This window comes from Rouxiella silvae, assembly GCF_002093625.1.
Lineage (GTDB): Bacteria > Pseudomonadota > Gammaproteobacteria > Enterobacterales > Enterobacteriaceae > Rouxiella > Rouxiella silvae.
In genome coordinates, this window is sequence record NZ_MRWD01000094.1 from 1 (window position 1) to 11,694 (window position 11,694).

An 11,694-nucleotide genomic window follows, 5' to 3' on the forward strand; every position below is an offset into this window, starting at 1 on the left:
GGAAGAGTACAGGCTGATGGCCGAAAATACGGAAATCTCAAAAAGTGCGTGGAACTAAAACGGGTGTGCTTACAATTGGTCGTGAACCGACTCCGATGACGGCCGATTTTAATAAAGCCGTACGTGAGCATGACATTTACCTAGCCATTATCGCAGGGGATGCCGTCGGCCTCATCGAAATACGGCTCCATGCTGATCATCTTTGGATAGAAAATGTTGCGGTACATCCTCTCCGGCAAGGAATTGGAATTGGCCGGATATTGCTTTCGCATGTTGAAAGTAAAGCAGCTCAAGCGGAGATTGGGGAAATTCGCCTGCAGACGAACGAAGCATTCGAGGCGAACATTACGTTATATGCGGCGCTAGGATATGAAATCGATAGACGAGAACAATTCATGGGTGGAAAGACCGTGTTTATGAGCAAAAAATTGTAGCGGTTACATAACTGACCCCGAAACAAAGATTTCTTGAATCTTTAAGGTACGTTGCTACTCAGACCTATCCGTTAAAGTATCAAGAGCAACTATGAGCGAAGAACGGAAGTACTCAAGTATTATCATCTCTGTTATGGGTATTAATCTCATTCCTATGTTTTAACCAACAAGGAATAGGTCACAGTCAATAAGTGATTATATAAAAAGGCTAACATTATTATTAATGCAATGCTCGCCAAATTTTTACAGGTTTAGTTAACTGAGAATCAGATAATAAATTACATGAATGCTTCAGGATTAATATTGTATCCTGCGGCTTTCAACTCTTTAACCAGGTCAATTTTCCACGCACCCCGTGTATCTAAATCAATATATACGACACCACTAATATCATTAGGAGTCTCTACTCCTTCCACTAACAAAGCAGAAACTCTGGACCTACCTAAGCGACCAATAAAATAACCATGCTCAAATACTACATTCTGCCTTGCTCTTGATTTGAATTCAGGGTTATCAACTTTTTTTGCACCTATATCGCAGGGGGTATAAAGCACTACCGCATAACCGATATCACTATGTGCTTCTATTTTCTCAATTATTGTATTACTTGAACTTGCCTGCTCGTGCAATATGATGGGTTTCAGACCCGCTTTATCAAGGAACCTAGCCATCTCAGACTTGATTGCATTATCCTGCCCGTGTACCACGAAAACCTTTTTGTTGTCAGCATGAGAGCTCAAAGTAACAGCAGCTTCTCTAGAATAGGTGGAATTTTTTTCAGTGGCTTCCCTGATTAAATCCCTGGTTATATCTGTGGTATATCCATCACCTGAAATTACATTTTGATTAGTAATAAACGTAATAAAACCATCTGGGATGTCATTGTTTGCTTTAGTGGTCAGTTCGGCAGAGCTCACTTCTGATTTTTTGATTTTAAGTGAGCGAATATTACCAGGTTTTAGATATGCACCATCAATATAAATCTCTTCTTTTTTAGAGTATGGGTTTACTACTTCAGACTTGATTTCCTCTAAGTCTTTTCTATCATACTCTATCAGCTTTATAAATTTTTTATTTGCATCTCTGTCAATGGTTTCAACAACAATATGATAATAACTCATAATTACACACCCTTATCATTTCAAAAACGATGGTCGGAGTAAAGCAGAACATCTTTATGTTTACTACAATACCACTAGGAAAACAATTAGATGCAGATGGTCGTCTAAAACCATACATTTCAACACAAGTTAACTCGCCTCTAAAGAGAGCTCTACAAGACCGTTACTGAAGATGGCGAACATTAAATCAGTGAGCTGTACCCGTTTAGTAGCACACATTGATCTCAGTAATGTCCGCTTCTGGCACGAAGCTGCCGTAGGTCAGGCCCAAGGACAGCTTTGAGCGAAGTATAGACTTTGGGTTTACCGATAATCAGCAGAGCTTGGTATGGCTAACTTCAACATGATACCTTGCTATCAAAATAACAGATTAAGAAGCTGACAAAAGGCGGAATGATTACTCGTTGATACATATTCTCCCGTAAGGAAACACAGTATGTATAAAGAACTTATAGAACAGAGCCTGAATGAGGCAAAAGCCGCCAGAGCTGCGCTGAACAAGGTTAACGGTATAGTTGTCTAAAAGATGCATAATCCTGATCGTGGACTGCATCTCGCTAACTACGCCAATTTACTCATGAACAGGCAGATAGATATCTTCGATGATGGGCTTTTCCTCCTCGAAAATGAACGATACCAAACCGCTTGTATTGTTAGCCGGGGGATGATTGAAACACATGCTTTCTCACGACTCTTAAACAATAAAGTGGAGAAAATTTTGACTAACCAAAGTGGCCACGAAAGTGTAGATCAAGCCCTCAAAGTCATCTTGGACTTTACGAATAGTTCCCGATTTAAAAAGTCAGAGCAAGATAAGATTCAGAAAGGAGTATTTGACCCGAACGACTACATGTTTACTGAAGAGGCTAAATATCGTTTTGAAAACCTACTTGCTGTCAGTCGGCATGTGATGGATGCTTTACGCGATCTCTATGAAGATGAGATGAAGCAGACTAATCAGAGGGAAAGCAATTTTGAACTGACGTATGACATACTTAGCGAATATGTTCATCCTTCACAAACGAGCATCTACCAATACTACACACCTGAAACCCACTTAGTTCCTACTTCAGTTGGTAATATTAATGCTTATGAGTCCGCTCAGCTACAATGTGCGAGAGCACTAAACTTCATATTAGATGCAAAGAATCAACATTATTGGTCTTTACAGTTAGCAAATGAGATGACCAAACGCGGTAAAGAGTAAGGCCTAAGCTCTGCAATGGGCTTTTTATTTGAAAAATATTTTCATTTCTTCTTTGTATGCTATGAATGACCTGCTTCCCATAGAACAGTGTGCCTTGATGTTAGCAATGTCTGCTCTTGGCACGAGGCGGACAGCCAACTGAGCCGTACGTCTGCTTTGAGCTGTGAGTTCAACGGGTCGATGCAACGCTATCCTTAATCAAGGGGGGCGTTGCCATGAAACGAAGAACTCGGATTAACTACACGCCAGAGCAGAAGGCGATTATCTGGGACAGATATAAGCAAGGTGATTCCCTGCATGATATCGCCAGAATGTTCGACAGATATCATTCTTCTATTATGCCCACTATCCACCAGACTGGTGGATACCGCCCCCCTGTCCGAAAGCGGCATCCGTTAGCGCTTTCACTTGATGAAAGAGAGGAAATATCCAGAGCGCTGGTAGCAAAAATCAGCATCAGGGCGATCGCAAACAAACTATCGAGAGCCCCCTCAACGATTAGCCGGGAGATAAAGAGGCACGGTGGTGCAAATCAATACCGTGCATCAAAAGCGGATACTGCTGCGTGGGAAAATGCTCTGAGACCAAAACCTTGCAAGCTAATTGAAAGACCCACACTGTGTAAAATCATCGCAGAGAAGATGCATCAGGACTGGTCGCCGGAACAAATCGCCGGTTGGCTGAAACGCTGTTATCCGGATAATCAGGAAATGCATGTGTCACACGAAACGATATATAAAACGCTTTTTATACAAACCCGGGGTGCATTAAAAAAAGAGCTGCAGCAATGCCTCAGAAGCGGAAGAGTCGTGCGTAGATCCAGAACATCATCGCTTAAAGGGAAAGGATTAGGGTCAATCCGGGATACGATCTCTATCAGCGAAAGACCACCTGAAGCCGCTGACAGAGCCATACCCGGTCACTGGGAAGGTGACCTGATCCAGGGCTCTAAAAACTCCTATATCGTCACCCTCGTAGAACGTCATTCCCGTTTTGTTATGCTGGCCAAGATCAGGGACAACAAGACCATAACGGTTATATCTGCACTCATCAAACAAGCCCGGGAATTACCTGCTGAGCTTTATAAAACATTAACATGGGACCGGGGCGCTGAAATGACCAGCCACACCCGGTTTACTGTAGCCACAGATATCCAGGTTTACTTCTGCGATCCTCAATCCCCCTGGCAACGCGGCTCCAATGAAAATACAAACAGATTGCTCAGACAATATTTTCCAAAAGGAACTGACTTATCGGTTCACAGCCAGCAAAGACTAGACAGTGTTGCCAGGCAGCTCAACGATAGGCCAAGAAAAACGCTAGACTATGAATCACCCGCAGAGCGGTTCAATAAGTGTGTTGCGTCCATTGGTTGAACTCACAGCGAAGAACGGACGTTCTGATTCAACGCATAATATTTGTGCTATTCAAAATCCTCCTAATATTTTTTTCCGCCCAAACGAAGTTCGTTGCTTAATTCAGGCTTCATCCACAGCAGGTAGCAAATATTGGGGCTGTTTCCTTTCATAACATTCCTGTGATGCCCCAATGAACATTATATCTGGCACGGAGGTCTGTCATCAGACAGACCTCCGTGCCAGAGCAGTGACGTTATAATCAAGCATTACGCCAAAAATTAAGCTGCACCTTCAACCAGCACAAAAGTTCCGGTCGCAGCACCTGCACGTATTGCTCTGGCTGCCTGATATTGAGGACTCTCATAAAAACGTTTTGCCTCGGCAAAAGAAGCAAACTCAAAAACAATATGCCTTTCATGGGATTCTCCCTCAAGGTTTTCATACTGCCCAGACCAGGCAATAACCTTAGGACTGAACGCCTGCATTGCTTCTCCGGCAGCCTTAGCATATTCGGCGTAGGCAATAGCGTTCGATACAGTGACATGCGCAATTAAATAACCTTTATTCATTTCTTTATCTCTTTTGTCAGACGTGGTTTATTCCAGCGCAATGCAGTTCTGCAGGCAAACATGCAAGCAGCGGGATCGGGGGTATTTACAACGTTTTTATCTCATTCAGTTTTGAGCTCGGGAGGATGCTTGGCGGCGAGCGGCGTTCTGATGCTCAATCATCCATCCTGGATAATAAGGAGGCAAAGCGCTTACCTCATCCAATCGCCCCCGTTCCTCTGCTGTCAGAATGATATCGGCTGCGCCGATGTTGTCGTCGAGCTGCTCGATACGCTTTACGCCGATTATGACGCTGGTGACATAGGGTCTGGCCAGTAGCCATGCAAGCGCTATCTGACTGACCGATACGCGGTGTTCTTCTGCAATAGCGCGCATTTCGGCAACGCATTGCCAAGCGTGTTCGCGATCGACGGGTGGAAAATCGAATTTACTACGGCGTGCATCCGCCTGTGCAGATGAATCGGGTCCGAATTTTCCGGACAATAATCCGCCGGCAAGAGGCGACCAGACAAGGAGGCCCATCTTTTCCTCCCGGATCAGGGGCACTAATTCCCGCTCCACATCACGCCCGGCAATAGAGTAATAAGCCTGAAGTGTCTCAAAACGTGTTGTATTTCGTGCCTCACTCAGGCCAAGCGCTTTACCGAGCTTACCTGCGGCCCAGTTAGCTACACCGACATAACGAACCAGTCCTTGCCGTGTGAGATCGTCAAGCGCGCGCAGCGTTTCCTCAACGGGCGTGACCGGATCGCTCGCATGAATCTGGTACAAATCAATATGATCGACCCGAAGTCTTTCCAAACTTCTCTGTACCGAATCCATAATATGCCCGCGTGATGCTCCCTGTGCGTTAGGCCCAGGCCCCATCACCCCACCTGTTTTTGTGGCAAGAACAATGTCGTTGCGTGCAACACCGAGCTCTTTTAGTGCGACACCTGTAATACGTTCAGACTGACCAAAGGAATAAATATCAGCGGTATCGATAAAGTTAATCCCGCCGGCAAGTGCTCGCGCGATAATCTGATTTGCTTCATTCTGTTCTACTGCGCCAATAGACGACCACATGCCAGCATCCGAGTTGCCGCCCAACGTCATTGTGCCGAGACACATTTCTGAAACAAACAAACCTGTACGCCCAAGTTGCTTATATTTCATTTGATTTACTTTTCCTCTTCACCCGTGATACCGCTTGTAGACACAGGATGTGTACGTGAGGTAATTCAACGACTCTTTGAATTCATAGGTTGGAACTGGGAGGCAATATTTACGACACGTGCGCCATACAGGCGTGCCGTTTCGAGATCACCTGATGACATTTCTTCAGGGGAAGCATCGGCAGGGGTTTGTGCCATGGCACCGATATTTGAGCCCATCCGATTCAGATCATCACGTAAAGAGGCCTTGGTATTCGAGGACTTAATATCCATGTTGACCCAGATACCGCCGTGCTGACCGGCCAGCAAAAAGAAATAGGCCAGCGTATTCAGCTTGTCGCCATTAATGCTCGCGCTGTTAGTAAAGCCGCCGAAAATCTTGTTTACCCGTTTGCCCTCAAACCAGGGTTTTGACGAGGCGTCGGCAAATTTTTTGAACTGCCAGCTCGGTCCCCCCATGTACGTTGGCGAACCGAACAAAATCACGTCTGCCGCGTTGAGATTTGCCCATTCGTCTACAGAAATGTTTCCTTCTGAATCGATAGCCACGAGCGTAGCGCTGGCACCTTCAGCGACAGCGGCCGCCATCCGTTCTGTATGCCCATAGCCAGAGTGATAGACGACTACAGATTTAATCATTGAAAAGGGTTGAGTCATGATAATTGCCTTCAGCAAGTGTCTGCGCCGGATAACGCGGTATGAAGACAGTCTATTAAGTATTACAGTAGCTATAAATACCCTGAAAATTAACACACTGTTATCTTAAAGAGGAACAATGAAAGACCTTGAGGCACTGATTATTTTCGCGCGAGTGGCAGAGATGAAGAGCTTTACCCAGGCAGCTGAAAGCCTTGGTATTCAGAAAGGACGTGCTTCAATGGTCGTGCGCGAGCTCGAACATGACGTAGGCGCTACACTATTGCACCGCACCACGCGGACCGTGCAGTTGACCGAAGATGGCCGTATTTTTTATTCGCGTGCACGAGACCTGCTGGCGGAAGCAGACGAACTGCAGTCAATGTTTTCACCTGGCGGAATGTCACTGCGAGGGCGTTTACGCGTTGATATGCCGGCTATTCTGGCACAGAGCGTTGTTATTCCCGCACTACCACAACTACTGGACGCTCACCCGGAATTCGAACTTGAGCTTTCGAGTACTGACCGTCGAGTTGATCTGGTATTGGAAGGATTTGATTGCGTAATTCGTCTCGGACCTATTGTTGATGAATCCCTGATTGCCCGACCGCTGGGAAAATTACGGATGATCAATGCGGCGAGTCCTGGCTATCTGAAACGCTTCGGTGTGCCGCAGACGATTGAGGATCTTCTTAATCAGGGGCACAGGATGGTGCATTACATGCGGAATTTTGGCGCTAAACCTGACGGATGGGAATATCCGTCAGGTGATGACTACAAGTCGCTGATGTTACCCGGCACGATGACGGTCAATAGCGTACCGGCCTACCATGAAGCAGGACTCGCGGGATTGGGGTTAATTCAGGGAGGTTATTCCGCACTCCTACCCCATATACAACGTGGCGCATTGATTGAAATCCTTCCCAATCTGCGGCCCATGCCGCTAAATGCATCTTTCGTTGTCGCGCACAGGCGCAATTTGTCGCAACGAGTGAGGGCTTTTATGAATTGGACTGAAGAAGTGTTGAAACCTTATTTTGACTAATGTCTTAGTGAATTAGAAAACGGATAAGGTGAAAGCCTACGTATTTACCTGCTCCCATTGATTAACAGACCGTGGTGTTGGCCATATCCGCTCTGGCACGGATCACACCACCAGATACCATGAGAAGTCCGCAACCGTATTCTTGATTTACTGCTGAATAATGATGATTTAGCCGACAGCATTCTTGGTGAAAACGCTGCGGTGGCCGTATTGACGGCCACCTTTAAATAAAATGGCAATAACACAAAATCGTAAACAGGTTTTTTATTTACAAGATCCATGCATATCGCTATTTCCTTCTTCACGCCATACGCCCCACTGGCCACTGTTATTCGGATTCTCGCCCTTGGTCCACCAACCATTCAGCCATACCTTGCCGTTATGCCTTACTTTGACACAGGGTTTGTCGTAGGTTTTTGAGCCATCCCAGGCCGGTATGCTGCTCTCCTGTTTGGCAGGAACGATAATCGTATGTTGCAGAGTACGGGAAACTTTACCTGCGGTGGCCTGCACGCTGGCGCTCAGCGTTTGAATCCGGTCGGTTTTCATGATGCTGAAAGATTGCTCAGGTTTACCGCCGTTTGTACCGCTGGCACCGGCTGGCAGTGTCCAGACGTAGCCCGGTTTACTGGTGGGCTGAGTACCCACGTCGATATTCCCGGTAAAGAGAACGCTAGCATCTTTATCCTGAGAAGCCATGCGCAGGTTCAGGCTGTCCAGGAATGCCTGATCGTGATTCACTTGTTCACTTTTCTTCACCGTGACGGTGATCTCGCTGCTGGCTGTTTTACCATCTTTACCCGTTACGGTGAGCAGATAGGTCACTTCACCGGTAGTATTAGATGGGATCAGTGCACGTGCTTTGGCACTCTTCACTTCCCTGACCCATGGACCTGCGTGTTTTTCCTGTAACCAGAAGGTGCCCGCCCCTTTCAGGATGGTCCACTTATACGACACCGCATGCTGGCTGGCGCTGGCATCCAAATCGTAAGCACGTGATGCGTCTGTGGTTGGGGTGACGGTAAAATCGTCCCCGGCTACGGCAACTGGCGCTTGTGCCGCGTTTTTTTCAAAAAGATGTCCTACTGTTGCAGCAGGCATTGGGGCAATGCTGGCGGTGTCAATACCGCGCTCTGCTAACACATTCTCACCAAAATAGTCTGCGTTTAGCAAAGAGAGCTGGCTATCATATTCAGCCTTAAGTGTTTTCTCATCGGTTAAATAAGTCCAATACTGATTGTCCTCTTTTGCCGTAGGGAAGTACCAGAAAGGCTTACTTTTTAGTTTGAAATAATATTGATATTGCTCATAGTGGTAGACGGACCCCAGTTTTTCGTTTTTGTCTGGGCCCCAGAGGTAAAATTTATCTACACCGAGTTTTTTCAGCTTCCACTGGGTATACATTTCCTCCATGTTTTTAGATGGGCAGGCAATATGGATGGATTCAGGGTGCTTGCTGCTAGGCACATTGATGTGGAATTTATTCATATGGCTAGATTCCAGACGGATCCCCTCTAGCGCAAATTTCTCGGATTCACCGTCACGGTAAGTAACGTCTGCCCAACATTGCCCCGCTTTGATCGGTTCTGGCTGATAAGCATAACCATAACTGCCGTGTAAGGCCGGATAGATATAACTTTCCAGTTCACTGCGCGGATCATAGAAACCAACCAGCGTTGTCACAGGAACCCCAAATGCCGACGGTTTGCGACGCGGGGAATCATTCGCTTCAACCATTTTCTGTTGGTTTTCATCCCACTTCAAATAACCAGAAGCGGAGGTTGGCGTAATGACCGCTGTTGACTCCAGCCATTTCTGAATGCGTTTTTGCGTATAGCCGGTATGGAGGGTGTAGTGAGAAAGCGGGGAACTGGCTTCACCACCGCCCATCGTGTCACTGTTGAAACGATAAATTCCTTTAAAAGGCGGGGTGACATGCCCATCTGTAACCTCATCTCCACCCTTATCCCAGAAAAAATTGGCAATAAACCGGTTTTGATTTCCGTCCCATCCCCAACCAGAGTTCTGATTGTGAGTGGCGTACTTCCCGCCCCCCGGATAGTGCCCCATGTCATAACCATGTCCGACTTCGTGACTGAACTCATTGCCCACGGTATCGTACAACGTAGCCATGCCGTTACCGCCGCTTAATCCATGTTGGACCCTGCCGTTACGGTATTGTCCCCAGGACTGATGAACAGCGACCTGATGGAAAAGGGCTGGTTGCCACTGTTTTTCGCCTGGCGAAGAGTTAATACCAAAATTGGCATTATCAATACCCATGGAGATAATACCTTTACCAATATTTTCCCGCATATCACCATCGTAAACGCCGCCTTCATCTTCACTTTGTAACGTATATTTTTTCCCAGTGGATAAAACAATTTCTTTTAAATTAAGTGGAGAGTAGTTGCCAACAATTAACTGGGAAACCGGGATTTTCTGGAAATAGTCTCGGGCCATTTTTTTCGATTCTTTTTCAAATGGATTTTTTTCCAGTGGTCCAGGAGCAGTTAGCATACCGATACGGATATTTTGTAAAACAACCTGCGTTTCACCACCGATATCGATTTTTTTTAGCGTGCCGGAATGCCCATTATCAGAAGAAAACTCCAGGGATAAACCCGGTTGCACCCAGTCAGCAGGGAGTCTCTGACTCCACGCTTTATCACTGTAAATCACATCCGGATTTTTGCTGTTAGCGGGGCGGTCAGATTTTGGTAACTGATCCGGTACGTTCATCACTAGGCTACCCAGTAAGGCGTCACTTTTGTCATACGCACGCAACGTAATTTTCTTCAGATTTTGTTGCTGGGGAATAAACATCACCAATGTGTCACGAGTACTAGTGAGTCTTGGCATTTCTTGCGCACTGTTACCACTGGCATCAATAGTATGGGTTTGGGCAAACTTTACACTGCCAGAAAGCGCCCCTTCAACATCGTTTTTTAAGGTGTTTTCATCAAGAAAGACATTAACGCTTGCATATACATGGTTAGAGAAGATTACAGGAACAGATGCAAGAGCAATCGCCACAGCTAAATGGGTTAGTTTCATATCAGATATCTCTAAATTATCAACGTCCCACAAATGTAACTTGTTGTATCTTTTCGTAACATTGAGTATTTCTGCTTCTACATAAGATGAATTAACTAACTGAATAGAATTTACTTTGGCTGAATGAGAATCCACTTACTGATATAAAGAAAATTCTTTTTCTTCTTGGGAAATAAGAAAAAATCGCTCAAACCGAGTGAAACGGCGAGTAACAACGTCTTTACCGTGGGTGCGAGTTCGACTGAGGGGACTGTTTGCACTGATCCGGCCCTATTCTCCAGGACGGTTACGAGTCAGATTTGGAGTGACCAGAGTCTTAATACTGATCTGTAGTGATCAACAAAAACTGGCCACCGCGCTAGAGTTTTTCCAGTATCGATTTTCTGATTCGTTTAGTAGTAACCCGCCGTTATATTCTTGCGGCATGAGCGCGCTGTAATATCCAACGATATAGTCTGCTATTGTATGGGCAGCATCACTGAAATTTATGTAATCTGTTACCGGCACCGATTCACTCCTGAATGCAATACTGATGGCGGTGTGACGGTGTAATTCTCAAAAACAGGTGCTGGTTTACTGTGATCAAGGCAGTCACTACACAGCGATGAGTGGCAATCGATCTTGAAACCACAGGGTCTGGAAGGCAGCATGAATTGTCGCGGTAACTGCCACAACAACGCGGTTGCGTAATGGCTTTTCCAGCTACTGAAACGCGAACTGATGAATAAAAAATTTCTTATGGCAAAGAACATTTTATTATATATTTTTTGCAGGATTAGCTATATGGCATGATTTTATTTAATCATTTTAATGGGAGCAGACGTCTTGACAAAAGAATAATTAATGGAATTTGAGATGCAATAACGATCAGGCTTACTGTCCCATATAAAAATGAATCGGAACCATATGCAATAGTATGCCAAACACCGAATATATAGACAGCCGGTGCAAGGAATCTGTGGCTGAAAATCCACACCCGGTGGCCTAATCTCCGTCTAAAGTAGAAAATCAAACTTGTCGCAATCATTCCATAGAAAGAAAATACGCCAAATGCCACATAAAGCTTTCGTTCAAGATCGCTATATTTAAAAGGTATAAATACAGTTAATAAGG

Annotated in this window: 10 protein-coding genes and 2 pseudogenes; 5 read left to right on the forward strand and 7 right to left on the reverse strand. The window is 45.5% G+C overall.

The window, feature by feature from the left end; genetic code table 11:
* The first annotated feature begins 44 nt into the window (after positions 1-44).
* The gene (locus BS639_RS23725) at positions 45-434 is read left to right on the forward strand and encodes a GNAT family N-acetyltransferase (protein ID WP_233427752.1); all 390 of its coding nucleotides are present in this window, start codon (positions 45-47) and stop codon (positions 432-434) included.
* Positions 435-712: 278 nt separating this feature from the next.
* Here BS639_RS23725 and BS639_RS23730 read toward each other — a convergent pair whose 3' ends face one another.
* Complete coding sequence (locus BS639_RS23730) at positions 713-1,555, reverse strand: TIR domain-containing protein (protein WP_084984526.1); 843 nt, start codon at positions 1,553-1,555, stop codon at positions 713-715.
* Between the two features lie 526 nt (positions 1,556-2,081).
* Here BS639_RS23730 and BS639_RS23735 point away from each other — a divergent pair.
* Both BS639_RS23735 and BS639_RS23740 read left to right on the forward strand, forming a co-directional pair.
* Positions 2,082-2,762 carry a DUF5677 domain-containing protein gene (locus BS639_RS23735; protein WP_084984527.1) on the forward strand — a complete coding sequence of 227 codons (681 nt, stop codon included), beginning with the start codon at positions 2,082-2,084 and terminating at the stop codon, positions 2,760-2,762.
* A gap of 215 nt (positions 2,763-2,977) precedes the next feature.
* Entirely contained in the window at positions 2,978-4,138 is a 1,161-nt protein-coding gene (locus BS639_RS23740) for an IS30 family transposase (RefSeq protein WP_084984528.1), read from the forward strand.
* Between the two features lie 260 nt (positions 4,139-4,398).
* Here the strand turns inward: BS639_RS23740 and BS639_RS23745 are convergent, their stop codons facing one another.
* From BS639_RS23745 to BS639_RS23755, 3 genes are all read right to left on the reverse strand, one after another.
* Positions 4,399-4,689, reverse strand: a complete 291-nt coding sequence (locus BS639_RS23745) for a DUF1330 domain-containing protein (RefSeq protein WP_084984529.1) — start codon at positions 4,687-4,689, stop codon at positions 4,399-4,401.
* Between the two features lie 105 nt (positions 4,690-4,794).
* Positions 4,795-5,844, reverse strand: a complete 1,050-nt coding sequence (locus BS639_RS23750) for an aldo/keto reductase (RefSeq protein WP_084984530.1) — start codon at positions 5,842-5,844, stop codon at positions 4,795-4,797.
* 65 nt (positions 5,845-5,909) lie between these two features.
* The gene (locus BS639_RS23755; RefSeq protein WP_206601181.1) at positions 5,910-6,482 is read right to left on the reverse strand and encodes a flavodoxin family protein; all 573 of its coding nucleotides are present in this window, start codon (positions 6,480-6,482) and stop codon (positions 5,910-5,912) included.
* Between the two features lie 136 nt (positions 6,483-6,618).
* Here BS639_RS23755 and BS639_RS23760 point away from each other — a divergent pair, with 136 nt between their 5' ends.
* Positions 6,619-7,524 (forward strand): LysR family transcriptional regulator, encoded by a 906-nt coding sequence (locus tag BS639_RS23760; RefSeq protein WP_084984532.1) that lies wholly within the window; start codon positions 6,619-6,621, stop codon positions 7,522-7,524.
* 264 nt (positions 7,525-7,788) lie between these two features.
* Here the strand turns inward: BS639_RS23760 and BS639_RS23765 are convergent, their stop codons facing one another.
* Both BS639_RS23765 and BS639_RS23770 read right to left on the reverse strand, forming a co-directional pair.
* Positions 7,789-10,581 carry a M66 family metalloprotease gene (locus BS639_RS23765; protein ID WP_084984533.1) on the reverse strand — a complete coding sequence of 931 codons (2,793 nt, stop codon included), beginning with the start codon at positions 10,579-10,581 and terminating at the stop codon, positions 7,789-7,791.
* 336 nt (positions 10,582-10,917) lie between these two features.
* Positions 10,918-11,094, reverse strand: a pseudogene (locus BS639_RS23770) (IS3 family transposase); the annotation flags it as partial.
* Here BS639_RS23770 and BS639_RS25025 point away from each other — a divergent pair.
* A pseudogene (locus BS639_RS25025) lies at positions 11,090-11,268 on the forward strand (IS3 family transposase); the annotation flags it as partial. The pseudogenes BS639_RS23770 and BS639_RS25025 overlap by 5 nt on opposite strands.
* A gap of 115 nt (positions 11,269-11,383) precedes the next feature.
* On the opposite strand, the gene BS639_RS25075 reads toward BS639_RS25025, so the two are convergent.
* On the reverse strand, positions 11,384-11,694 hold a 311-nt coding region (locus tag BS639_RS25075), incomplete at its 5' end, for a hypothetical protein (protein ID WP_206601180.1).

Bases quoted from the DNA above. Each gene is read 5' to 3' on its own strand.
- BS639_RS23730 (WP_084984526.1), bottom strand. From the start codon at position 1,555: ATGAGTTATTATCATATTGTTGTTGAAACCATTGACAGAGATGCAAAT.
- BS639_RS23740 (WP_084984528.1), top strand. From the start codon at position 2,978: ATGAAACGAAGAACTCGGATTAACTACACGCCAGAGCAGAAGGCGATT.
- BS639_RS23750 (WP_084984530.1), bottom strand. From the start codon at position 5,844: ATGAAATATAAGCAACTTGGGCGTACAGGTTTGTTTGTTTCAGAAATG.
- BS639_RS23765 (WP_084984533.1), bottom strand. From the start codon at position 10,581: ATGAAACTAACCCATTTAGCTGTGGCGATTGCTCTTGCATCTGTTCCT.
- BS639_RS23735 (WP_084984527.1), top strand. From the start codon at position 2,082: ATGCATAATCCTGATCGTGGACTGCATCTCGCTAACTACGCCAATTTA.
- BS639_RS23755 (WP_206601181.1), bottom strand. From the start codon at position 6,482: ATGATTAAATCTGTAGTCGTCTATCACTCTGGCTATGGGCATACAGAA.
- BS639_RS23760 (WP_084984532.1), top strand. From the start codon at position 6,619: ATGAAAGACCTTGAGGCACTGATTATTTTCGCGCGAGTGGCAGAGATG.
- BS639_RS23745 (WP_084984529.1), bottom strand. From the start codon at position 4,689: ATGAATAAAGGTTATTTAATTGCGCATGTCACTGTATCGAACGCTATT.